Origin of the sequence: Massiliimicrobium timonense (assembly GCF_002160865.1) — a bacterium.
Taxonomy (GTDB): Bacteria; Bacillota_I; Bacilli_A; order Erysipelotrichales; family Coprobacillaceae; genus Allocoprobacillus.
This window is the reverse complement of the sequence record NZ_NFLJ01000007.1, coordinates 58,970-81,580: the sequence shown is the minus strand read 5'-3', so window position 1 is coordinate 81,580 and position 22,611 is coordinate 58,970. Positions and strand designations below refer to the sequence as shown.

Annotated in this window: 26 protein-coding genes and 1 tRNA gene; 22 read left to right on the top strand and 5 right to left on the bottom strand. The window is 31.9% G+C overall.

Annotated elements, in window-relative coordinates:
* Positions 1–14: 14 nt before the first annotated feature.
* Positions 15–443, bottom strand: coding sequence for a monothiol bacilliredoxin BrxC family protein (locus B5E75_RS03595; RefSeq protein ID WP_087357414.1), 429 nt, complete (start codon positions 441–443; stop codon positions 15–17).
* Positions 444–570: 127 nt separating this feature from the next.
* Between B5E75_RS03595 and B5E75_RS03590 the strand changes: the two genes are divergently transcribed.
* Positions 571–1,116, top strand: coding sequence for a TetR/AcrR family transcriptional regulator C-terminal domain-containing protein (locus tag B5E75_RS03590; protein WP_087357413.1), 546 nt, complete (start codon positions 571–573; stop codon positions 1,114–1,116).
* 65 nt (positions 1,117–1,181) lie between these two features.
* Here the strand turns inward: B5E75_RS03590 and B5E75_RS03585 are convergent, their stop codons facing one another.
* Both B5E75_RS03585 and B5E75_RS03575 read right to left on the bottom strand, forming a co-directional pair.
* Entirely contained in the window at positions 1,182–1,577 is a 396-nt protein-coding gene (locus B5E75_RS03585; RefSeq protein WP_087357412.1) for a hypothetical protein, read from the bottom strand.
* A gap of 314 nt (positions 1,578–1,891) precedes the next feature.
* The gene (locus tag B5E75_RS03575; RefSeq protein ID WP_087357411.1) at positions 1,892–2,095 is read right to left on the bottom strand and encodes a helix-turn-helix transcriptional regulator; all 204 of its coding nucleotides are present in this window, start codon (positions 2,093–2,095) and stop codon (positions 1,892–1,894) included.
* A 206-nt stretch (positions 2,096–2,301) separates the two neighbouring features.
* On the opposite strand from B5E75_RS03575, the gene fucO reads away from it, so the two are divergent.
* From fucO to trxA, 16 genes are all read left to right on the top strand, one after another.
* Positions 2,302–3,447 carry a lactaldehyde reductase gene (gene fucO / locus B5E75_RS03570; protein WP_087357410.1) on the top strand — a complete coding sequence of 382 codons (1,146 nt, stop codon included), beginning with the start codon at positions 2,302–2,304 and terminating at the stop codon, positions 3,445–3,447.
* A 73-nt stretch (positions 3,448–3,520) separates the two neighbouring features.
* Positions 3,521–3,670 carry a hypothetical protein gene (locus B5E75_RS14700; protein ID WP_164483532.1) on the top strand — a complete coding sequence of 50 codons (150 nt, stop codon included), beginning with the start codon at positions 3,521–3,523 and terminating at the stop codon, positions 3,668–3,670.
* Between the two features lie 86 nt (positions 3,671–3,756).
* A complete protein-coding gene (locus tag B5E75_RS03565) occupies positions 3,757–5,046 on the top strand; it encodes a hemolysin family protein (RefSeq protein WP_087357409.1) in 1,290 nt (429 codons plus the stop codon).
* 31 nt (positions 5,047–5,077) lie between these two features.
* Entirely contained in the window at positions 5,078–5,896 is an 819-nt protein-coding gene (locus B5E75_RS03560) for a YihY/virulence factor BrkB family protein (RefSeq protein ID WP_087357408.1), read from the top strand.
* Positions 5,856–7,160 (top strand): 23S rRNA (uracil(1939)-C(5))-methyltransferase RlmD, encoded by a 1,305-nt coding sequence (gene rlmD, locus B5E75_RS03555; protein WP_087357407.1) that lies wholly within the window; start codon positions 5,856–5,858, stop codon positions 7,158–7,160. Before B5E75_RS03560 ends, rlmD begins: the two co-directional genes overlap by 41 nt.
* Before the next feature lie 118 nt (positions 7,161–7,278).
* A complete protein-coding gene (locus B5E75_RS03550; RefSeq protein WP_087357406.1) occupies positions 7,279–8,586 on the top strand; it encodes an RnfABCDGE type electron transport complex subunit C in 1,308 nt (435 codons plus the stop codon).
* A 17-nt stretch (positions 8,587–8,603) separates the two neighbouring features.
* Positions 8,604–10,463, top strand: a complete 1,860-nt coding sequence (locus B5E75_RS03545; protein WP_087357405.1) for an RnfABCDGE type electron transport complex subunit D — start codon at positions 8,604–8,606, stop codon at positions 10,461–10,463.
* A gap of 12 nt (positions 10,464–10,475) precedes the next feature.
* Positions 10,476–11,000 (top strand): RnfABCDGE type electron transport complex subunit G, encoded by a 525-nt coding sequence (locus B5E75_RS03540; RefSeq protein ID WP_087357404.1) that lies wholly within the window; start codon positions 10,476–10,478, stop codon positions 10,998–11,000.
* A 13-nt stretch (positions 11,001–11,013) separates the two neighbouring features.
* Positions 11,014–11,664, top strand: a complete 651-nt coding sequence (gene rsxE / locus B5E75_RS03535) for an electron transport complex subunit RsxE (RefSeq protein WP_087357403.1) — start codon at positions 11,014–11,016, stop codon at positions 11,662–11,664.
* 3 nt (positions 11,665–11,667) lie between these two features.
* Positions 11,668–12,240: an electron transport complex protein RnfA gene (locus B5E75_RS03530; RefSeq protein WP_087357402.1), complete on the top strand. Its 573-nt coding sequence runs from the start codon at positions 11,668–11,670 to the stop codon at positions 12,238–12,240.
* Complete coding sequence (locus B5E75_RS03525; RefSeq protein ID WP_087357401.1) at positions 12,240–12,425, top strand: hypothetical protein; 186 nt, start codon at positions 12,240–12,242, stop codon at positions 12,423–12,425. Before B5E75_RS03530 ends, B5E75_RS03525 begins: the two co-directional genes overlap by 1 nt.
* Positions 12,415–12,726 carry an RnfABCDGE type electron transport complex subunit B gene (locus B5E75_RS03520; RefSeq protein WP_087357400.1) on the top strand — a complete coding sequence of 104 codons (312 nt, stop codon included), beginning with the start codon at positions 12,415–12,417 and terminating at the stop codon, positions 12,724–12,726. The genes B5E75_RS03525 and B5E75_RS03520 overlap by 11 nt, the downstream gene beginning before the upstream one ends.
* Before the next feature lie 127 nt (positions 12,727–12,853).
* Positions 12,854–13,297, top strand: coding sequence for a MarR family winged helix-turn-helix transcriptional regulator (locus tag B5E75_RS03515; protein WP_087357399.1), 444 nt, complete (start codon positions 12,854–12,856; stop codon positions 13,295–13,297).
* A gap of 42 nt (positions 13,298–13,339) precedes the next feature.
* Complete coding sequence (locus B5E75_RS03510; RefSeq protein ID WP_087357398.1) at positions 13,340–15,073, top strand: ABC transporter ATP-binding protein; 1,734 nt, start codon at positions 13,340–13,342, stop codon at positions 15,071–15,073.
* A 1-nt stretch (position 15,074) separates the two neighbouring features.
* Positions 15,075–16,931, top strand: a complete 1,857-nt coding sequence (locus tag B5E75_RS03505) for an ABC transporter ATP-binding protein (protein WP_087357397.1) — start codon at positions 15,075–15,077, stop codon at positions 16,929–16,931.
* Between the two features lie 113 nt (positions 16,932–17,044).
* Entirely contained in the window at positions 17,045–17,353 is a 309-nt protein-coding gene (gene trxA, locus B5E75_RS03500; protein WP_087357396.1) for a thioredoxin, read from the top strand.
* A 10-nt stretch (positions 17,354–17,363) separates the two neighbouring features.
* Here the strand turns inward: trxA and B5E75_RS03495 are convergent, their stop codons facing one another.
* Both B5E75_RS03495 and B5E75_RS03490 read right to left on the bottom strand, forming a co-directional pair.
* Positions 17,364–17,810 carry an HD domain-containing protein gene (locus B5E75_RS03495; RefSeq protein ID WP_087357395.1) on the bottom strand — a complete coding sequence of 149 codons (447 nt, stop codon included), beginning with the start codon at positions 17,808–17,810 and terminating at the stop codon, positions 17,364–17,366.
* Positions 17,807–19,129, bottom strand: coding sequence for an RsmB/NOP family class I SAM-dependent RNA methyltransferase (locus B5E75_RS03490; protein ID WP_087357394.1), 1,323 nt, complete (start codon positions 19,127–19,129; stop codon positions 17,807–17,809). Before B5E75_RS03490 ends, B5E75_RS03495 begins: the two co-directional genes overlap by 4 nt.
* 82 nt (positions 19,130–19,211) lie before the next feature.
* On the opposite strand from B5E75_RS03490, the gene B5E75_RS03485 reads away from it, so the two are divergent.
* From B5E75_RS03485 to rpsD, 5 genes are all read left to right on the top strand, one after another.
* A complete protein-coding gene (locus B5E75_RS03485; protein WP_087357393.1) occupies positions 19,212–19,757 on the top strand; it encodes a DNA-3-methyladenine glycosylase I in 546 nt (181 codons plus the stop codon).
* Positions 19,758–19,800: 43 nt separating this feature from the next.
* Positions 19,801–19,885 (top strand) — tRNA-Leu (locus tag B5E75_RS03480).
* A 250-nt stretch (positions 19,886–20,135) separates the two neighbouring features.
* Positions 20,136–20,969, top strand: coding sequence for an IS1096 element passenger TnpR family protein (locus B5E75_RS03475; protein ID WP_087357392.1), 834 nt, complete (start codon positions 20,136–20,138; stop codon positions 20,967–20,969).
* Positions 20,963–21,721, top strand: coding sequence for an alpha/beta hydrolase (locus B5E75_RS03470; RefSeq protein ID WP_087357391.1), 759 nt, complete (start codon positions 20,963–20,965; stop codon positions 21,719–21,721). The genes B5E75_RS03475 and B5E75_RS03470 overlap by 7 nt, the downstream gene beginning before the upstream one ends.
* A 202-nt stretch (positions 21,722–21,923) precedes the next feature.
* A complete protein-coding gene (rpsD, locus tag B5E75_RS03465) occupies positions 21,924–22,529 on the top strand; it encodes a 30S ribosomal protein S4 (protein ID WP_087357390.1) in 606 nt (201 codons plus the stop codon).
* The last annotated feature ends 82 nt before the right edge of the window (positions 22,530–22,611 follow it).

Here is a 22,611-nt window from a genome sequence, read left to right as displayed (position 1 = left end):
CAAGTTGGGATTTTTTATTTGAAATTTTCTTTGATGAAATCATATAAAGAATAATATTGATTATAACCTTCTTTTTTAGCAACTACTTTTCCATCTTTAATGACAAAAGTTGCAGGATAACTGACATTTGTATCAAATGTTTTTTCTACATAACTATCAATATCTTTAATTTCAGATGTATCTAAATAATAGAAAGGTGTTGAACGATTTTTTGTTGTATAAGTTGTCATGATTTCCTGATAGCTCATCATTGTTGAGTCAGTAGAATCACCTAAAACAACAACAAAATCTTCTTGATCTTTCATCATTTGAGTTAATCGACTTTCAGATATGGTTTTATAATCTTTAAATGTTGCCTGACGGTATATAAAGAGTCCTAAGAATATCAACAGTACGAGTCCAAAGACACTGATTTCTTTAGCAAACTTTTTAATAAAATTCATATTTTGATGCCTCCTAATGCACATATTCTAACAAATTTCAAGTCATATGACAATAAGAATATTGTGTGAATGTTTGGGCTTGTTTAGACGAACTGTTTCTTTTATAATAAAAATAGAGGTGGAATACATGAATGAACACGATTCAACACGTTATTTGTTTGCACAAAGTATTAAAGATTTAATGGCGAAACAATCATTAGATAAAATGACAGTCACTGATATTGTGAAACATAGTGGCATGACAAGGCAGACTTTCTATCGTTATTTTAAAGATAAATATGATCTGGTTAACTGGTATTTTGAAAAACTGGCAGATAAGTCATTTCGTCAGATTGGTAATTCTTCAACTTTACGGGAAGGATTAATCAAGAAATTTACTTTTTTATTGAATGATAAAATCTTTTTTATACAAGCTTTTCAATCAAAAGATTATAATAATATTGAAAATTATGATTATCAATGTATTTTAGAGTTTTATCAAAATATTATTCGTAAAAAAATAGGACCAATTCCTGATGACATCATGTTCTTATTAGAAATGTATTGTCATGGTTCTATTACAATGACAGTGCAATGGGCAGTATCTGGAATGAAGAAGACACCGGAAGACATGGCAGATTTATTAATTGCGGCTTTGCCACCTCAATTAGAACAACTTTTATCTGATCTTTAATGAGATATTGAAAAAAGCTCACATCAAACAGATTGTTTGGATGAGCTTTCTTTTTTATATGATTCCTATAACTTTTTTTCAAGCATTGTGCTGATAGTAATGAGTATAAAGGGCTGAATTGTGATGATTAGACCAGTTATAATGGCTGGAATGATGTAATCAAGACAAATAAATATAATGGTTGCGAAAGCTAATAATGTGGTATTAACCATATTTGTGATATTTCCTGTTTTTTCTTTGATCATGATATGACGTTCGTCCATGACATTGATTTTATAATCATTATCATTTTTCATCATCTTGTTGTGTAATATTTGAACATGAGAAACGCTAAAAATAACACTAAACAATACAGCGAGTCCAATGTCAACCATTTGAGGAAAATCCGTTAATAGAATAATAAGAATTAATAATATTGAAATGATATAACCAATGTACCAAATTTGATATTTATTTTTCATTTGTATCTTCTTTCCTTTTTAAAAATATTTATAGAATATTTATACTATTCAAAAGTGTTTATGGTATAGCCATAGTCTTAGGATAAAATATATTTGACAAACAATAAAAAAACCAAGCAAGATAAAAAGGCTATTAAACTTATAATATGAAAGAAAGCAAGTAAAGTGATAGATATAGTATAAAGCCACATCATCAATTCGTAAGCTCTGGCTTTAGCTAAATGATCTAACCATATGTTTCTTTCGCCTTTTTTTCTCTATTGTTATATTTTTGAGTTCATTTCTTTCTTCTTGAGATAACAGTTCTTCATATTTCATTTTTGTTCCTCCTCATAGATAAAGATATCTTCAATATGCATGTTGAAATATCTTGCAATTTTAAAAGCTAAGAGAATAGAGGGGTTGTATCGTCCGTTTTCTAACGAGCCTATTGTCTGACGAGATACTTCTAGTGCTGCAGCTAAATCTTCTTGCTTGATACCTTTTTGTTTTCGTAATTCTTCTAATCTGTTTTTCAAAATATTCCTCTTTTCTATGGAAAGCAAACTTTCCATACTTTTATTATAGCAGAGTAATCTTGTATGTCAAGCTAACTTTCCATTTGCTTTTATGAATGATAAAATGAGAAAGATATAAAATGTGACAGATAGGGGAATTTGTCACTTGTTTTTATTTTCACAAGAATGCTAAAATAAAGACAGTTCAAAAAGGAGATGTAATAAAAATGGCAAACAGATTTGTATTAAATGAAACAAGTTATCATGGAAAAGGAGCAATCAATGAAATTGTTACTGAAGCAAAAGCAAGAGGTTTTCAAAAAGCATTGGTTTGTTCTGATCCAGACTTAATTCAATTTGGAGTGACAAAAAAAGTAACGGATTTATTAGATGAAGCAGGATTAGTTTATGAAATCTATTCAGATATTAAAGCCAATCCAACAATTGAAAATGTACAACATGGTGTAGAAGCATTGCATAATGCAAAAGCTGATTATATTATTGCTATTGGTGGTGGATCATCAATGGATACAGCAAAAGCGATTGGTATTATTGATCGTAATCCAGAATTTTCAGATGTCAGAAGTTTGGAAGGTGTGGCTGATACGAAAAATCCTTGTACACCAATCTTTGCCGTTCCTACAACTGCTGGTACAGCTGCTGAAGTCACTATCAACTATGTTATTACTGATGCACAAAAAGATAGAAAAATGGTATGTGTCGATGTTCATGATATCCCAGTTGTTGCATTTGTTGATCCAGATATGATGGCTTCAATGCCTAAAGGTTTAACTGCTGCAACAGGTATGGATGCTTTAACTCATGCGATTGAAGGATATATCACTAAAGGGGCATGGGAAATGAGTGATATGTTCCATTTAAAAGCAATTGAAATCATTGCGAAAAACTTAAGAGGGGCTGTTGAAAATACACCAGAAGGTAGAGAAGGTATGGCTTTAGGTCAATATATTGCTGGTATGGGATTCTCTAATGTTGGTTTAGGTTTGGTTCACAGTATGGCTCATCCTCTAGGAGCATTATATGATACACCTCATGGTGTGGCTAATGCGATTATTTTACCTACAGTTATGGAATACAATGCACCATATACTGGAGAAAAATATAAAGATATTGCTCAGGCTATGGGTGTTGATACAACAGGTATGAATCAAGATGAATATCGTCAAGCTGCAATTGATGCAGTCAAACAATTATCTAAAGATGTTGGTATTCCAGCTGATTTAAAAGATATTGTGAAAGCTGAAGATTTGGATTTCTTAAGCGAAAGTGCATTGGCTGATGCATGTTGTCCAGGAAATCCTCGTGATACAAGTGTTGAAGAAATCAAAGCTTTATATCAATCATTATTATAATAAATTATTCAGTACATCTATCATAGGTGTACTTTTTTTGTTATAATAAAAAACGTGGAGTGTGAATGTGCATATGGAAATCATTAATCAGACATTGATTATGTCATTTTTAGGGATTATTGCAAGTAGTAGTATTGTTTTTCCTATTTTGTTTCTTGTGCAAAGAAAAAAACAACATCAAGAATGGATGAACTTCATGCAAAAGAAAAATAATAAAGATTGATAGGGACAAAAGGGAAGTTTGACAATTTGATTATTTTATAGTAATATTTAGGAAATTTATGTGATAAAAAGGAGATATGTTAGAAAATGGACTCGAGTCAGATAGCTATGATTTTTGCTTTTATTGTGCTTATATCTTTATCTGCTCTTTTTTCAATGAGTGAAACAGCATTTATGTCTATTAATAAAATAAGAGTAAAAACATTGGCAGAAGAAAATAATAAGAAAGCCATTCTTATTCAATCATTATTAGAAAATCAGACACGTTTATTAAGTTCAGTACTGGTTGGAAATAATCTGGTTAATATTGCGGCTTCTTCATTGACAACGTCTTTTGTGATTAGTTTACTGGGAAATGATGGAACCGGTGTTGCTATAGCAACTGGGGTTGTCACATTGGTTATTTTGATTTTTGGTGAAATTACACCTAAATCTTTAGCAACGCAAAATGCAGAATCTATTGCATTTGGAGTATGTCGTTTTATTAAGTTGATTATTATTATTTTTACTCCTGTAGTCGCTGTTTTAAATGTTGTTTCTGGCTTTTTTGTTCGTTTGTTTGGGGGCGATGCCAATAAAGGTCCAACCATGACAGAAGAAGATTTAAAAACGATTGTGACAGTATCACATGAAGAAGGGGTATTGGAAGATGAAGAAAAAGAAATGATTCATAATGTTTTTGAATTTGGTGATACTGAAATTAAGGAAGTTATGACTCCAAGAATTCATGTGGAAAGTATTTCTTCAGATACAACTTATGATGAAGTGATTGCAGCATTCAGAGAATCACAATTTTCCAGAATGCCGGTTCATAATGATTCATATGATGAAATTATAGGGGTTCTTTATATTAAAGATTTATTTTTATATGATATTAATCGCATTGATTTCGATGTAACAAAAATCATGCGTGATACATATTTTGTTTATGAATTTAATCAAATTTCAGATGTTTTTGAAGCTATGCGTAAAGATCATATTTCTCTGGCTGTTGTTTTAGATGAATATGGAGTGATGAGTGGTATTGTGACTTTAGAAGATATTGTAGAAGAAATTGTTGGAGAAATTGATGATGAATATGATGAGTTTGAACAGTCTATTGTAAATTTAGGTCATGGTGAATTTTTGATTGATGGAAGTTTAAATATTGATGAAGTTAATGATGTCTGTGAAACAAATTTTGATTCAGAAGATTTTGAATCAATAGGTGGACTGGTTTTGGGAGAATGTAATGGAAGTCCTGAAATGAATCAGACGATTATAATTGATAATGTTGAAATGACAATTAAAGAAATTGATAAAAATAGGATTGTATTGTTGCATTTAAAAAAGATTTTAGAAGATGAGGAAAAGAAAGGAGAGGAAAAGCAGGATTAATGTTTTTCCTTTCTTATTGGTGGAGGATCAAATGAGAGAATTCTATGAGCGCTGTACAATTATATATGATGACTATCGCACTGCTATACCACCATATGCTGCTGCCGCATTATCATTTTATTTATTGTTGTTGTTAATTCCGGCTTTTACATTAATTGCGATAGGAACATCACTTTTTAATATTGATATGACTGTACTCCAAAATATTATAGAGCAGTTTGTTGTTAAGGAATATGCACAGATGTTGATTGAAATATTGGAATCACGTTCTTTTAATACAGTTGCCTTAGTGACAATTCTGGTATCTATATATACAGTTTCAAGAGGTATTGGCAATATTTATGAAATCAGTAAACGTATGTATCAACCTGAAACTGAAGAAAGTATCTTAGGGTTTTATGTTTATACGATTAAGATCACTATTTATTTATTATTGTTGTTGATTGGAGTTATTGCGATTACTGCGATTGGACCGTTAGCTTATATTTTTAACTTTTTATATTCCTATGCAGGAATCCGTCATATTTTGTTGTATGTTTTAATCTGTTTTTGTTTAACTGGCATTTATATGATTGTACCCAGAATGAAAATTCATTATAGTGATGCTTTTCAAGGAGCATTGATTGCTAGTGTCTTATTATTGATTTTGTACTATGCGTTAAGTTTTTATCTTCAGATTGCGGATTATCAATCTGTATATGGACCTTTAGCTTCCATTGTCATTGTTTTGTTTGTTTTTAACTGGACTGCCGAGTTTTTCTATGTTGGCATGTATATCACAAATATATTATATTTCAGGAGGATCTCTGATGAGAAAAGAAAGAGTAGAAATAAAGAAATTGGGAATTAATGGGGAAGGAATTGGATATATACATAAGAAAATATGTTTTATTCAAGATGCTTTGCCAGGTGAAATTGTTGATGTGGAGATTGTACAGGAAACACGTCAATTTTTAAAAGGTGTAGTTAAGAAATACATTGAAAAATCAAAGTATCGTCAACCATCCTTTTGTAAGGAATATAAAAATTGTCAAGGTTGTGCTTTAACAACATTAGACTATAGTCAACATTTGAATTTTAAAAAAGGTTTATTAAAAGATGCTTTAAAAAAATATACTCATTTTGATGTTGAGCACTTACCTATTCAAAAGACTATAAAAGCACCCTTGACACAACATTATCGTCAAGTTGTATCATTGCCTATGACTTACTTTAAAGGAAAAATTTATGCTGGTATTTTTCAACGTGAAACAAAGTATTTAACTTTAATGAATGAATGTGCCATGCAAGATCAGACAATCAATACAAGTATTCAACAAATTGAAGATATTTTACATCTTCATCAAGTGAGAGATTACAATGATAAAGTGAAAAAGGGATTGCGTTTTATGCGTATCCGTCATATTGATGGACAATTACAAGTTTTATTTGTGACGGGGCAGGATGGTTTGAAACCAGAAGTGATTGAAGCTGTTAGTCAAATACCACAAGTCAAAAGTGTCTGGTATACAATCAATACAACACGTTATCAACAATTTGAAATGCAGGGTTATAAAAAGGTTTATGGTCAATCTTATTTACCTTTTGAATGTTTTGGTCAAAAATATCTTTATTCTGTTAAATCTGAATTTCCAGTTTACCCAGAAATGGAGAAAAGAAAACTGGAGTTGATACGTTCCTTATTGGATGATGATTCAAAGATTTTATCTTTAAATTGTGGGATAGGTTTATTAGAACTTTCATTAAAACAGAATATTGTTGCTGTGGATGAAAAGAATTATCACATCAAAGATGCAAAAGATAATGCGAAGTTTTTAGGAAGGACACATGTTCAATGGATTTGTCAAGATGTTCATGAAGCTGTTATTCATCAATGTAAAAAACAACATTTTGATGAAGTCATTGTAAGAACTTCTCAATTAAGTGATGCGATGAAGCAAAGTTTTATATTATCGAAAGTTAAACATATTATCTATGTCAGCGATCATCCTTCTGCTTTAGCAAAAGATTTAGAGGAATTGGATAAATATTATCGAATTGACAAGATGGTTCCATTAGATACATATCCATATTCTGCCAAATTTGATACAATTGTGAGTTTAGTTCGAAAATAGTTTCTCAAAAGAGGAACTTTTTTTGTGAACATTTTGTGAACATCAACGACAATTCTATTTTCAAACGTATAAAAAAATGCTATACTATATGAGTATTTTAAAGATATGGAGGGATATAATGTCTATTTTATCTGGAAAAGGAAAAGTCAAATTAGATGGACAAAAAGGCTTAACTAAAGATAAACCTATTTTGACTATCGATACACCTGACGTTATTTATGTTCCCCTTGTTTTAGGAGTTGCAACAGATTTTGATGTTCATGTCAAAGAAGGAGATCATGTCTGTATTGGAACAAAATTAGCGACTCGTAAGAGTATGTATGTTCCAATTTATTCTCCAGTTTCTGGAACAGTGAAGGGAATAGAAAAACGTATGCATGCTTCAAAGCGTTTACAAAATCATATTGTGATTGAAAATGATCATAAAGATGAAAGAGTAAAAGCATATGAAGTTGCTGATCCTGATCATATGAGTCAGGAAGATGTGATTAAAGCCATTAAGGAATTGGGAATCGTTGGATTAGGTGGTTCAGGATTTCCAACATATATGAAATATGAAAATGTTCAGAATATTGAAACAATTTTGATTAATGGTGTAGAATGTGAACCATTCTTAACAAGTGACCATGTGGCGATGAAAAGAGATATTAAAGCTTTGTTTGATGGAGCACATTATATGATCAAAGCAGCTGGTGCTAAAAAAGCAATTATTGCGATTAAAGAACACAAACCTGATTTGATGGAATTGTTAGTTGAAGAAGCTAAGAATTATGATAACATCGAACCACGTGAAGTGCCTGATCGTTATCCAATGGGATGGGAAAGAGTTCTGGTACGTACTGTCTTTAAAAAAGAATATGATCGTTTACCAGCTGAAATTGGTGTCATTGTCAATAACTCATCAACAGCCATTGCTCTTTCTAAAGGAATTCGTAATGGTGAAGCGATTACTCGCCGTGTTGTGACATTTTCTGGTAATGGATTAAAGAATCCACAGAATGTAGATGTTGCGATTGGAACACCTGTCAATTATATTGTTGAAAAAATTGGTGGATATATTGATGATGACTGTGATGGTTTCTTAGTTGGTGGTGGACCAATGATGGGAAAATCAGTTATGAATGATACTTTTGTGATTTATTCTCATAACAATGCTATCACTGTTATGAAAAAAGAAAATATTCAACCATTACCATGTTTAAAATGTGGTGAATGTACATTACACTGCCCAATGCATTTACAGCCAGTACGTATTATGCAGGCAGAAAAGGCAGCAAATGTAGAATTGATTGAAAAATTAGATACTGGTCGTTGTGTAGAATGCGGTATGTGTACATACATCTGTCCAAGTAAGATTGAAGTGACAGATATGGTTGCTAAGGCAAAACGTCGTATGCAACTGGCACAAAGAAAAAAGAATGCGTAGGGGGAGGCTGAAAACGGATGAAGATTACTTTACAAAGAACATCACCAAATTATCGTCAAAAACTCTCTACACATCGTATTATGAGAGAATTAACGATTGCTTTATTGGTGCTTGTTGGTTATTCTTTATATTATTATTACTATAACTATACAACAAATGATCCATTAATTCATGTTGCTTTGATGTATGTTGTTTCTATTGTTGTTGCTTTAGCAACAGAAGTTGTCTGGGCATTGATTCATAAAGAAAATGCCTTAACATATTTGAAAAATAGTTTTGCATGGGTTACAGCAATTATCTTTACATTAACATTACCTGCTGGAACACCATTATATGTGACAGCTATTGGTTCATTTATTGCAATTTTCTTTGGAAAACTTGTATATGGTGGTTTTGGACACAATATCTTTAACCCTGCTTTAGTAGGACGTGTTGTTGTTCATTTGGCTTTTGGAGCACAGCTTGTTGCTAATATTCCTGACACTGTCAATGGAATTGATATGGCTACAAAAGCAACACCGATTACGATGTTATCTGGAACATCTTGGTTAGGAGGAGATACTTTCTCTTATACTTTGATGGATTTATTTACAGGAAATCATGCTGGAGCATTAGGTGAAACTTGTATTGTTTTAATTTTAGTTTTAGGTATTGTTCTTGCTGCCAGAAAGGTTTTCGATGCCAGAATTCCTGTAGCATATATGGGAACAATCTTAGTTTTAAGTGAAGTTTTTGCATTAGTAAATGGATTAGATCCAATCACTTATCCATTGATTCATTTCTGTTTAGGTGGAGCTATGTTTGGTGCTGTCTTTATGGCAACTGATCCGGTGACATCACCTTCGAGTCCACTTGGAAAAATTATTTATGGTATCTGTTTAGGATTTTTAACAATGATTATTCGTTTAAAAGCGAATTATCCTGAAGGTGTATTATTCTCAATCTTAATGATGAATATGTTAACACCATTAATTGATTCATTTGTTTTAGGTAGAACGGATCAAAATATTGGAAAACAATGGGCATCTATTGGTATTAGCTTAGTAGTTGCGATTGCATGTGTATTTGGTATCAGTACTGGTATTAAAAATGATGTGGCTGCGGCTGAACAGGAAGCCATCGAAGCTCAAAAAGCAAAAGAGGAAGAAGAAAAGAAAAAGGCTGAAGAAGAAGCCAATAAAGTACAATGGACATATCTCGAAACAACTGATGATGGATATGTGATGCAGGTCAGTGGATTTGGTGGAGAAGCTAATCCAATGAAAGTCGCTGTTAAGATTGATGGAGAAACAGTTGAATCTGTAAAAGTGCTTGAATATCCTGGAGAAACAGCTGGATTTGGTAAAGATTTAATTGAATCTGGAAGTGGTGGAAGTTTAAATGACAAAGCGAAAACATTCTATGATCAAGTTTTAAATGGAAGCCTTTCTACAAGTGATGTAGATGGAATTGATACATCTACAGGAGCAACAATGACAGCAAAAGGAATTGTCAATGCTATAAAAGGTGCGATTGAACAAGCTCAAAAAGCTCCAGTTGTAGATGGTGATACTTATACATATACTTTAACTGCAAAAGGATTTGGTGGAGATGCCAACCCAATGACTGTTAAGGTTTCTGTAGATAAAGCCAAACAAACTGTGACAAAGGTTGAAGTTGTTGAATATCCTGGAGAAACAGCTGGATTTGGTAAAGATTTAATTGAATCTGGAAGTGGTGGAAGCTTGAATGATAAAGCAAAAGCATTCCATGATGATGTTTTAAATGGTGAAACAAGCTGGGATGACGTGTCTGGAATAGATACATCTACTGGTGCGACAGTCACAACAACTGGAATTGTCAATGCGATTCAAGAAGCCATTGATCAAACAAAATAGGAGGGAAATAAGATGAAAAAGATTTTAAAATTAACTGTTTTCCTTGCAATTGTTGCTGGTTTAGCTGGAGGAGCTTTATCATTTGTCAATGGCATGACTGATCCCATTATTCAAGAACAGAAAATTGCCAGTGTAAAGGAAAATTTAGTAAAGATTTATACAAGTGGTGAAGAATTTAAGGCTTTAGATGTTTCATTATCTGATTATGATGCATTATCTGCTGTTTATGAAGCAGATAAAGGTGGAAGTCCTGTAGGATATATTTATGAAACTGCTGCTCAAGGATATGGTGGCGAAGTCAAAACTTTAATTGCATTAGATAAAGATGGAACTTATAAAGGATTACAGATTCTTGATTGTAGTAGTGAAACACCAGGTATTGGTGATCAGATTACTGGTGAATCATTTATTAATAGTGTTGTTGGAAAGAATATTGGTGATTCTATTGATACAATTTCTGGTGCAACTTTTTCTTCAACAGCTGTTATTGAAGGAATTGAACAGGCAACACAGCACTATAATGAAAATTTTAAATAAGGAGGGGACATAGATGAAAAAATTTGATGTATTTAAAAAAGGATTATTTGCTGAAAATCCAATCTTTGTTTTATTGTTAGGTCTATGTTCATCCCTAGCAATTACAACGTCATTAACAAATGCAATTGGTATGGGAATGGCTGTTATTTGTGTTTTGTTGATGAGTAACTTTATTATTTCATTACTGAGAAAAATCATTCCTAATGAAATTAGAATTCCTGTGTTTATTGTCATTATTGCAACACTTGTGAAATGTGTGCAAATGTTAATGAATGCTTATACACCTGCTTTATATGAATCATTGGGTGTTTTCATTCCTTTGATTGTTGTTAACTGTATTATTTTAGGGAGAGCAGAAAGCTTTGCTTCTAAAAATGGTGTTGTAGATTCTATTTTAGATGCTTTAGGAATGGGTCTAGGATATACATTTGCTGTATTGATTATTTCATTCTTTAGAGAATTGATTGGAACTGGTGGTTTATCTTTATATAATCCATTTGATGCAAGTCAGATTATTTTCCAGTTCAGTTTCTTTAGTGATTATGCAATTAGCTTGTTTACTCAACCTGCTGGAGCATTCATGACTTTAGGAACAATTCTTGCATTTATTCAATTCTTAAAAGTGAGAAAAGCAAATAAAGCAAAGAAAGCGGAGGTCAAATAGTTTATGGAATTAGTGAGTTTATTTATAGGATTAACGTTTGTTAATAACGTTGTATTAAGCAAATTTTATGCTATTTGTCCATTATTAGGTGTTTCTAAGAAACCTAAAAATGCGTTAAATATGGGATATGCTGTAACATTTGTTATCTTTTTAGCATCTATTATCACATATTTATTGTATTATCATGTATTAACTCCATTAGGAATTACTTATTTGGATTTGATTACATTTATCTTGGTTATTGCATCTTTAGTACAATTTGTTGAAATGTTCTTAAAGAAAACAAGTCCAGAAATTTATAAATCAATGGGTGTTTATTTACCATTAATTACAACAAACTGTGCTGTATTAGGGGTTGCATTAGATAATATCAGTGCCGGATATACATTGATTGAAGCAATGGTAGCTGGACTTGCTGTTCCTATTGGTTTTACAATTGTTATTTATGTTTTTGCAACAATTCGTGAAAGACTAGAAATCGCAAACGTTCCAGAAAGCTTTAAAGGAACACCAATTGCATTAATTACTGCTGGTATTATGGCATGTGCTATTGCCGGAATTGCAGGTCTTGTTTAATGACAATCTGGGCAATTTTATGGCTGGTTATTTTAATCGCCATCTTTATTGGAACATATTTATTAAATAAACATACTCCAAAACCGGAGGGATGTGAAGATATGAGTGAATGTGTAGGCTGCAATAATATTGCATGTTCTCATCATAGTGCTCATCATAAGGAGGAAGTTAAAAATGCAGATTAGTGCTATTTTAGCCTTGCTTGTCGTTGGTGCTGTACTTGGATGTGTCTTAGGTGTTGCTGATAAATACTTACGTGTAGAAGAAGACAATCGTATCAATGATGTAACAGAAATGTTACCGGGTGCTAATTGTGGTGGTTGTGGTTATCCTGGATGTTCTGGTTTTGCGACTGCTTTGGTTGAAGGAGACGCATCAAAAGTTTCTGCCTGTGTTGTCAGCAATCAGGAAACAAGAGAAAAAATCGCTCAATATTTGAATGAAACACCAGGACCAGATGGACAAACTGCTAAGGTGACAGTTTAAAAAATGATAATCTAAAAACAGGAGAAAAATTCTTCTGTTTTTTCTTCTTTTCTTTATCATTATCTCTTTACAATAAAAAAAATGTATATTATAATACAGTTCGTAACCGAACTATGGAGGTGATGAGGTGTTTAGGGATCCTTTGGGTTATCGCATTAAAACGTTAAGTAATTTAATGAAAAGGAATATGGATAAACATTTTGGTCCTCAACATGATCGAGCAACAATGATGCAGACATGGATTATTGGCTTTGTTCAATTAAGAGATAGTGAGGGAAAAGACACTTTTCAAAAGGATATTGAAGAAGAATTTTCTATTAATCGTTCAACGACTTCTGAAATGCTGACATTAATGAGTAAAAGAAAACTCATTAAGCGTGTTCCAGTGGATTATGATGGACGTTTAAAGAAGATTGTTCTGACACAAAAGAGTCTGGAAATACATGAATGGATTAATCAGACAATGATACAGCTCCATGAAAAGCTAACAAATGGTTTATCATCTGAGGAAATAGAAATTTTTATGGATATTACGGATAAGATGATTCGTAATTTATCAACTGATGATTAAATATGGAATTGGTTACATAAATAATAGAAAAGGAGTGGTAAGATGGTTGTTAAAACATTGATGCGACAAATTAAACAATATAAAAAAGATTCTTTTTTAACGATGTTCTTTGTTGTAGTCGAAGTGATTTTAGAGATTTTGATTCCTTTATTAATGGCTAGAATTATTGATTTAGGAATTGAAGCGAGAGATATCAACGCAGTTTATAAATATGGATTTATTATGTTTATTATTGCGATTGGAACATTATCAACTGGGTTCTTAGCTGGAAAATATGCCGCTAAAGCATCAACAGGGTTTGCTGCCAATTTAAGAGATGGGATGTATACAAACATTCAGTCTTTCTCATTCTCTAATATTGATAAATATAGTACAGCTGGGCTTGTTACACGTTTAACTACAGATGTGACAAATGTTCAGATAGCTTACCAGATGATTATTCGTATGTGTATTCGTGCACCAATGAATCTGGTTTGTGCTTTAACAATGGCATTTATGATTAATCATGAATTAAGTTTAATCTTTGTTGGAGCAATGGGATTTTTGATTGTTGTTTTAGGTTTTATCATGGTCACAGCAACACGTTATTTTAATCAGGTATTCCCTAAATACGATGATTTAAATGAAAGTGTACAAGAAAATGTTGTCGCTATTCGTGTTGTTAAATCTTTTGTAAGAGAAAAATATGAAAATGAAAAATTTAAAAGAGCTGCAAAAAATATTTATCGTTTATTTGTCAAAGCTGAATCTGTATTGGCTTTAAACAATCCAGCTATGATGACTGCTGTCTATGGATGTATTTTACTTTTATCATGGTTAGGAGCAAAAAGTGTTGTTGGAGGAACTTTAACAACAGGAGAATTAACAACATTATTTAGTTATATTATGAATATTTTAATGTCATTAATGATGTTGTCTATGGCATTTGTTATGATTACAATGTCATTTGCTTCTGGACGTCGTATTGCTGAAGTTTTAAATGAAAAATCTGACCTTGTTTCACCAGAACATGCTTTAAAAACAGTGAAAAGTGGTTCTGTAACATTTGATCATGTGACTTTCTCATACAAACATGGAACAGGAGAACCGGTTCTTAGAGATATTGATATTCATATTCATTCTGGGGAAACGATTGGTATTATTGGAGGAACTGGAAGTGCCAAAAGTACACTTGTCAGTCTAATCAGCCGTCTATATGATGTTGATAGAGGAAGTGTTATTGTTGGTGGTGAAGATGTCAGAAAATATGATCTGGAAGTTTTAAGAAATGAAGTTGCAGTTGTATTACAAAACAATGTCTTATTTAGTGGAACGATTCTTCAAAACTTAAGATGGGGTAATGAAAATGCGACTTTAGAAGAATGTCAGGAAGCATGTCGTCTGGCTTGTGCTGATGATTTTATTCAAGATTTTCCAGATAAATATAACACTTATATTGAACAAGGTGGAACAAACGTTTCTGGTGGACAAAAACAACGTTTATGTATTGCTAGGGCGTTGTTGAAAAAACCTAAGATTTTGATTTTGGATGATTCAACAAGTGCTGTTGATACAGCAACTGATGCAAGTATTCAAAAGTCATTTGAAGAACGTATTCCAGATACAACAAAAATTATTATTTCTCAACGTGTATCAAGTGTACAAAATGCAGACCGTATCATCGTTTTAAATGATGGTGTGATTGATGATTTTGATACACATGAAAATCTATTAAAGACAAGTGAAATTTATCGTACAATTTATGAAACACAAACAAAAGGAAAGGAGGAAGCATAGTATGAAAAAACAACATGTTTTAATTCGCCTTTTAAAGAAGGTTTTCAAACGTTATGGGTTGGCCATTGTGATTGTATTATTATGTATTGTTGGACAAGCTGTATGTACTGTACAAGGGCAATTATTCCAGCAAAGATTAATTGATGATTATATTATGCCTTTGATTGGACAACCGTCACCTGATTTTTCTGGTTTGCTTTCTGCCTTGACTGTTATGGCATGTTTCTTTTTAGCCGGAATTATCTTTGCCTATACTTTTAACCGTATTATGGTTTCAGTGACACAAGGTTTTTTAAGGGATTTACGTGATGAAATGTTTGAACATATGGAATCATTACCTATTCGTTATTTTGACAGAACAACACATGGGGATATCATGTCTGTTTATACAAACGATATTGATACTTTAAGACAGTTAATCAGTCAATCTATTCCACAGTTTACTTCAAGTGCAATCACAATTGTGACAGTACTTGTATCAATGTTAACATTAAATGTTACATTGACTGCAGTCAGTGTGGTCATGGTATGTGTCATCTTATTTATTTCTCGTTCTATTGGAAGTCGTTCAGCAAAATATTTCATTAAACAACAGGAAACATTAGGAAAAGTGAATGGATATATTGAAGAAATGATTTCTGGACAAAAAGTTGTCAAAGTTTTTAACCATGAAGAAAAAGCAATTGAAGGTTTTAGAAATATTAATGAAGAATTGCGTGAAAGTTCATATCAAGCCAATAAATTTGCTAACGTATTAATGCCTGTTACTATTCAAACAGGAAATATGTCATATATCTTATGTGCTGTGATTGGTGCGGTTTTGGCTTTATCTGGATTTGATTCATCATTAACAATTGGGACACTTGTTGCTTTTATGACTTTAAACAAAAGTTTTAATAATCCAATTGGACAAGTATCAATGCAAATTAATTCAATTGCTATGGCACAAGCGGGTGCAAAACGTATTTTTGAATTATTAGATCAGGAAAAAGAAGTGGACGAAGGTATTGTCACATTATGTCGTGTAGAATTTGTTGATGGAAAAATGGTAGAAACAGATAAACGTACAGGGCATTGGGCATGGCGTCATCCTCGACCAAATGGTGAAATTGAATTGGTTGAAATGAAAGGTGATTTAAAACTGGAAAATGTCAACTTTGGATATTTTGATGATCATATGGTTTTACATGATATTAGTGTCTTTGCTAATCCTGGTGAAAAGATTGCCTTTGTTGGTGCAACAGGTGCTGGAAAAACAACAATTACTAATCTGATCAATCGTTTCTATGATATTCAAAGTGGAACGATTACTTATGATGGTATTGATATTAAATTGATTAAAAAAGATGATTTACGTCGTTCTTTAGGTGTGGTTTTACAGGATACACATCTATTTACAGGAACAGTTATGGATAATATCCGTTATGGACGTTTGGATGCAACAGATGAAGAATGTATTGATGCAGCAAAATTAGCTAATGCTGATGCATTTATTAAACATTTACCAGATGGATATAATACAATGTTAACGGGTGATGGAGCAAATTTATCACAAGGACAACGTCAGTTAATTGCGATTGCACGTGCTGCGGTTGCTAATCCACCTGCACTTATCTTGGATGAAGCAACATCTTCTATTGATACTAGAACAGAAACACTTGTTCAAAAAGGTATGGATGGATTAATGGAAGGCAGAACAACCCTTGTTATTGCTCATAGATTATCAACAATTAAAAATAGTGATTGTATTATGGTTCTTGAACATGGTCATATTATTGAACGTGGTAATCATGAAACATTAATGCAACAAAAAGGAAAATATTATCAGTTATATACTGGTGCTATTGAAATGGATTAAGGTCGTTAGACCTTTTTCTTTTTCAAGCATATAATTTGTAAAAGTGAAAAACATATGTTAAACTCTGTATGTAATCAAAAAGAAAAACGATAATATAAAAGGAGGCGTTATGTATGTCACAAGTTTTACATGTTAATAGTCAAGAATTTCAAGATATTGTTGCTCATAATGATTTGGTGTTTGTGGATTTCTTTGCGAATTGGTGTGGACCTTGCAAAATGTTAGCTCCTAGTATTGATAAGTTAGCTCAAGAACATCCAGAGGCAAAAGTTTTAAAAGTCGATGTTGATCAAGAAGGTTCTCTTGCTATGCAATTTGGGGTGCAATCTATTCCAACATTGATTGTCTTTAAAAATGGACAAGCAGTGAATCGTCAATTAGGTTTTGTCCCTTATGAAGCTTTAGAAAATATGTTGAAATAAAAAATATCTCCTAGATTTCTGGGAGATATTTTTTTAATCTTTTTTGATTGGTATCAGACATAATCATGTCTGGTTCAGCAAAATATTGTGCCAATACATCAGCATCTTTTAAGATTTCACTATAGACATCATCCATTTTATCTTTTTCACTATGTTTGGCAATTGCTTGTTGAATTATCATTTTTTCATCATCTTGAAATTCATTTAAAATAGAACTTATCCATTCACTACATCTAGGGCCATGTTGAAACGAGGTGTGTTGAGTGAATTGAATATAATCGTGAAAAAGGCCCATGATACCAGCTAATTCAATATCCAAGTGTTGCTTTAAGGCTAATTTTTGACATAAAACAGACACTTGAATACTATGCAGCAAAGCTTTTTGTTTATACATTCCATGACAATGTTCGTCAATATGGACAAAGAAATAATCTTTTAATGTTTCATAACGATTCATCTTCTCAACCCCTTTGGATATAAGTTTTTAGCTAAACCTTGACTTTCTTTATAAAATGAAAGTGGATAGTCTTCAACAAAGATAACTCCATAACCTTTTTGATTCGTTCCAGCAATCGCTTCACCATGCAGATACTGTTTAACTTCCGGATCATTTTCATGAAAGCGATAAAACTGTTTCACATCTTTTTGAGTGAGTGTTAATGCTAATGCAAGACTAGGTTCAAATCTGTTTTTCTTACATTCACCTAAATAGAGGCCATTTCTTAAGATACGAATACCTTGCAAATCTGGAAATTGTGGAAGTAAAGCATAGATATGATTATGATTGTCATAAAGATAATGTGGTGTAGGAATCTGAAGATATTCTTGATAAAAGGTATTCACAAGTTTTTGGTTCTGCTTAGAAATCGAAGCTTTCATCGGTTTATATTTTTTCGTTGATGATTGACCATTTTTTTGAATACATGCGATAAAATGGCCTTCTCCACGATAACGATGTGGGTATAAACGAATGGCTTCATCCATATGAATACCCGGAGCCATTCCATGACTTCTTCTTAAAGGAATGAGCTGACAATCATAATGTTTGAGTAAATAATTAATCTGTTCTTCATTTTCTTTGGTATTGTATGTACATGTAGAATACATCAATATACCACCTGGTTTTAATAATTTCATTGCTGCATCCATTAATTGTCTTTGAATATGAGCACATTCCTGTACCTTTTGTGGTGACCATGTTTCAATGGCTTGATCATCTTTTCTAAACATTCCTTCACCAGAACAAGGAGCATCTAAAATGATTTTATCAAAAAATTCTGGCAAGACTTTTGTCAATTGAATCGGATCACAGTTTGTCACAATAGTATTTTTTAAACCAAATCTTTCGATATTTTCAGAAAGGATTTTGGCTCTTAAAGTATTGATATCATTAGTAATCATTAAACCTTGATTTCCTAAACGACTGGCGATTGCACAGCTCTTGCCACCCGGAGCACCACACATATCCAAAACATAATCGTCTTCTTGTACATCTAAAAAATGAGCGACTAACATTGCACTTGGTTCTTGAATGTAGTAAAGACCACATGAAAAAAATGGAGATTTTCCTAACGGATATTTTTCATAATCAAAATAATATCCTCCCTGTACCACGGGATGAGGTTGAATGTACTGCTGATTTAAATATTTGTTAGGGTCTTGTTTAAGTGGATTCAAATAAAAAGCTTTCACTGGCGGTAGCTGCAATGATCCCATAAAATCAAGGTATTCATCTTTTAAAATTGTTTTTATTTCTTTTTCAAATATTTCGTTCATTATTTTCACCATTTTTATTATACAAGTGAAAAATGTTTGTGTAAACTAAAATTCATATGTTAAAATAGTCAATGGTGAGAATATGAAAAGATGTCAATGGGCTTATAATGAAAGATTAATGAAATATCATGACGAAGTCTGGGGAAAACCGGAACATGATGAAAGACAATTGTATAAAATGTTAATTTTAGAAGGATTACAGGCAGGGTTAAGCTGGGATATTATTTTAAAAAAGGAAGGTTTATATGATCAGGCTTTAGATCATTTTGATTATCATTTGATTGCTTCATATGATGATGATAAATATCAGACATTAATGCAAACAGAAGGGTTAATTAAGAATAAATTAAAAATGAAAGCTATTATTAAAAATGCTAAGGCTTTTCTTGAAATTCAAAAACAGTATGGGAGTTTTGATACATTTATATGGTCATATGTAGATAATCAACCTATTCAACATCATTATCAATCATCAAAAGATGTTCCTTCATTTGATGATTTATCAGCACAAATTTCAAAAGATTTAAAAAAACATGGCTTTTCTTTTGTTGGACCAACAATCATATACAGTTATCTACAAGCTATAGGTATCTATAATGATCATGAAATTAATTGCGATTTTTATTGATTTTTAAAAAAATATATAGTATACTATGCGAGTAGTTTGATTTGCCTGAGTGGCGAAACTGGTATACGCACAGCACTCAAAATGCTGCGACCTATGTCATGTCGGTTCGAGTCCGACCTCAGGCACCAATTGAATAGAAGGCGATTTGAGATGATAAGCTCTTTTCGTAAGCATATATCCAGGCAAAGTATTTTGTCTGGTTTTTTATTAGATGAAAGTAAGGTAGCTGAAATTTGATAGAATACGACAAATAATAAAAGATATTGACAAAATTCATCAAGAAAAAAAGACGAAAAAAAGAAAAAATAAGTGAAAAAAATCTAAAAGACTCGCCTTATTTGAAAAATACTGTAAAATAAAAACAGGAGGTGTAGAAATATGTTGATGGAACATGTTTTTCAATGTGTAGATGATATTTATGATGAGGTGGTGAATCATGGCTCTGATGAATTAAAAAGAACGATTTGTGATTTAGAAAAAATAGCTGGACATAATACGCCTTCAGTTATTAAAAAAGGAATTATGCTATCTATGACCATTTGTTTTAATCAAGTGCAGTTTCAAGATGAGTTATTTGAAGGATTATTACAAGAAAATCTGGAGTATATGATACGACATATTCCGGAAATGAAAAAAACGATTCAATTACGTGTTTCTTTAAGAGGATTGGAGAAAGAAATGAATCGAGAGATTATTTTACCTTATTTTATAACGTTAGCTGATTTGGCTTATGCTGTTTTAGCTATTTTTCAAGCTGAAGGTCATCATTTGTTTAAAATTGAATCCAATTGCGGAAGATTTGGATGTGAACAATGCGATCAAGAGATGTTAGATGATTATGCAGCCAATGTCTTTTTAAGTGATCTTCATTTAGAAAAAGATCATCAATTCTCTTTATGGTATGATTTTGGAGAAGATTATGTATTTGATATAGAAGTTTTAAATATTCAGATACAGTCAGATTTGTTTGTCCTTGAGGATAGTCAAATTATAGCTGGTAAAGGTTATGGTATTTGGGAAGATGAACATGAATTACTGGAAATGTATTATAAAAATTATGATGAGTTTTTAATGAGAATTGAAGATTATGGATTGGATGAAGATGATTTTATTTTTAATGAGTTTGATCAAGATATCGCTAATGAGATGTTTATGGAAGATTTTGAGTTTTTAAGACATGTTTATGAAGATCAAGATGAAGATTTATGGTAGAAAAAAGAGAATTATTGTTTGAAGCTAAACATTGTTATCGAACAATTCGTATTTATTTACCACCGTCTTATCAGATAAGTCAAGAACGTTATCCAGTCATCTATATGTTTGATGGTCAATATTTATTTGATGATGTTAAAACATCTGAACATGTTATGTGTTTAGATAACTTTTTAGATAAATACGATCAATCATTTATTGTGATAGGTATAGATAGCCCTGATGAAAGTTCTTGTCGCTTAGCAGAATATTGTCCGTATGATGTTGAGAAGAGTCACTATCAAATGATTCATGGTTATGGTCAGGCATTGATGGAATTTATTGTTCATACAGTTAAACCTTATATAGATACTCATTATAGAACTTTGTCTTTACGTGAATATACAATGATTGGTGGATTTTCAATGGGTGGTTTAATGGCATTGTATGCAGTGATTTCATATCATACATATTTTTCTAAAGCAGCTTGTTTATCCAGTTCTATTGGTATTTGTTTAGAGGCATTGAAAGATGAAATTAACCAGCATGATTCATTAAAAGATACACGTCTTTTTTTGAGCTGGGGCAGTGAAGAATCAAGAAATAAACGCGCTTTAGCCTATGCTTCTATGAATCAGCTTGATATTTCACATTTATTGAATTTAAAAGGTGTACAGACATATCCGTATTTATTAGTGAATGGTCGTCATCATATGATTTCATGGCAAGTGCAAATACCACTCTTTATGGATTATTTATGGAAATCAAAATAAAAAATGTTTGACAATATCAAAGAAATTGCTATAATATACTAGTGCAATAAATAATAGCAGCACATAGAGGGTTAGCCCATGCGTTTGTGACAATGGGATGTAGAGTATCTTGCTGCAAAGAGAAATACTTAATACAAACACAACCTAACTGATCTATGCATGTTATTGTTTTATGCCAAATAAAACAATAGGAGGAAAGAAAATGTCACGTTATACTGGACCACAATGGAAAAAATCTAGACGTTTAGGTTTTTCTACATTAGAAACTGGTAGAGAATTAGCAAGAAGACCATATGCACCTGGTCAACATGGTCAAAAAAGAAAAAAATTAACAGAATATGGATTACAGTTAGCTGAAAAACAAAAAGTAAGACATATGTATGGAGTTAATGAAAAACAATTCCATAACACATTCAAAAGAGCTGGAAAAATGGAAGGAGTTACTGGTTACAATTTCTTCTGTTTACTAGAATCTAGATTAGACAATGTTGTTTATAGATTAGGTTTTGCTACAACAAGAAGACAAGCAAGACAATTAGTTAATCATGGTCATATCTTATTAAATGGAGTTAAAACTGATATCGCTTCTTGTCAAGTTAAAGTTGGAGATGTGATTTCTGTTAAAGAACGTTCTCGTTCATTAGAAGTGATTAAAAACGCCTTAGCTTCTCAAACACATGTACCAGGATTTGTTGAAGTTGATGCTGATAAAATGGAAGGAAAATTATTAAGATTACCTGAAAGATCAGAATTAAATCAAGAAATCAACGAATCATTAATTGTAGAATACTACAACCGTTTAGGATAAGATGGACACAAAAAGTATTGGACTTATGTTCAATACTTTTTTCTATGTAGTATTTTGGAAAAAGATGATGAAATAGCTTTCT

What these genes read in the sequence shown, in the direction of transcription:
- B5E75_RS03520 (WP_087357400.1), top strand. Translation starts at nt 12,415, where the DNA reads ATGCAGATTAGTGCTATTTTAGCCTTGCTTGTCGTTGGTGCTGTACTT.
- rlmD (WP_087357407.1), top strand. Translation starts at nt 5,856, where the DNA reads ATGAGAAAAGAAAGAGTAGAAATAAAGAAATTGGGAATTAATGGGGAA.
- B5E75_RS03530 (WP_087357402.1), top strand. Translation starts at nt 11,668, where the DNA reads ATGGAATTAGTGAGTTTATTTATAGGATTAACGTTTGTTAATAACGTT.
- B5E75_RS03475 (WP_087357392.1), top strand. Translation starts at nt 20,136, where the DNA reads ATGTTGATGGAACATGTTTTTCAATGTGTAGATGATATTTATGATGAG.
- B5E75_RS03595 (WP_087357414.1), bottom strand. Translation starts at nt 443, where the DNA reads ATGAATTTTATTAAAAAGTTTGCTAAAGAAATCAGTGTCTTTGGACTC.
- B5E75_RS03590 (WP_087357413.1), top strand. Translation starts at nt 571, where the DNA reads ATGAATGAACACGATTCAACACGTTATTTGTTTGCACAAAGTATTAAA.
- B5E75_RS03505 (WP_087357397.1), top strand. Translation starts at nt 15,075, where the DNA reads ATGAAAAAACAACATGTTTTAATTCGCCTTTTAAAGAAGGTTTTCAAA.
- B5E75_RS03550 (WP_087357406.1), top strand. Translation starts at nt 7,279, where the DNA reads ATGTCTATTTTATCTGGAAAAGGAAAAGTCAAATTAGATGGACAAAAA.
- B5E75_RS03485 (WP_087357393.1), top strand. Translation starts at nt 19,212, where the DNA reads ATGAAAAGATGTCAATGGGCTTATAATGAAAGATTAATGAAATATCAT.
- fucO (WP_087357410.1), top strand. Translation starts at nt 2,302, where the DNA reads ATGGCAAACAGATTTGTATTAAATGAAACAAGTTATCATGGAAAAGGA.
- B5E75_RS03565 (WP_087357409.1), top strand. Translation starts at nt 3,757, where the DNA reads ATGGACTCGAGTCAGATAGCTATGATTTTTGCTTTTATTGTGCTTATA.
- B5E75_RS03585 (WP_087357412.1), bottom strand. Translation starts at nt 1,577, where the DNA reads ATGAAAAATAAATATCAAATTTGGTACATTGGTTATATCATTTCAATA.
- B5E75_RS03540 (WP_087357404.1), top strand. Translation starts at nt 10,476, where the DNA reads ATGAAAAAGATTTTAAAATTAACTGTTTTCCTTGCAATTGTTGCTGGT.
- B5E75_RS03510 (WP_087357398.1), top strand. Translation starts at nt 13,340, where the DNA reads ATGGTTGTTAAAACATTGATGCGACAAATTAAACAATATAAAAAAGAT.
- rsxE (WP_087357403.1), top strand. Translation starts at nt 11,014, where the DNA reads ATGAAAAAATTTGATGTATTTAAAAAAGGATTATTTGCTGAAAATCCA.
- B5E75_RS03490 (WP_087357394.1), bottom strand. Translation starts at nt 19,129, where the DNA reads ATGAACGAAATATTTGAAAAAGAAATAAAAACAATTTTAAAAGATGAA.
- B5E75_RS03470 (WP_087357391.1), top strand. Translation starts at nt 20,963, where the DNA reads ATGGTAGAAAAAAGAGAATTATTGTTTGAAGCTAAACATTGTTATCGA.
- rpsD (WP_087357390.1), top strand. Translation starts at nt 21,924, where the DNA reads ATGTCACGTTATACTGGACCACAATGGAAAAAATCTAGACGTTTAGGT.
- trxA (WP_087357396.1), top strand. Translation starts at nt 17,045, where the DNA reads ATGTCACAAGTTTTACATGTTAATAGTCAAGAATTTCAAGATATTGTT.
- B5E75_RS03545 (WP_087357405.1), top strand. Translation starts at nt 8,604, where the DNA reads ATGAAGATTACTTTACAAAGAACATCACCAAATTATCGTCAAAAACTC.
- B5E75_RS14700 (WP_164483532.1), top strand. Translation starts at nt 3,521, where the DNA reads ATGGAAATCATTAATCAGACATTGATTATGTCATTTTTAGGGATTATT.
- B5E75_RS03560 (WP_087357408.1), top strand. Translation starts at nt 5,078, where the DNA reads ATGAGAGAATTCTATGAGCGCTGTACAATTATATATGATGACTATCGC.
- B5E75_RS03525 (WP_087357401.1), top strand. Translation starts at nt 12,240, where the DNA reads ATGACAATCTGGGCAATTTTATGGCTGGTTATTTTAATCGCCATCTTT.
- B5E75_RS03495 (WP_087357395.1), bottom strand. Translation starts at nt 17,810, where the DNA reads ATGAATCGTTATGAAACATTAAAAGATTATTTCTTTGTCCATATTGAC.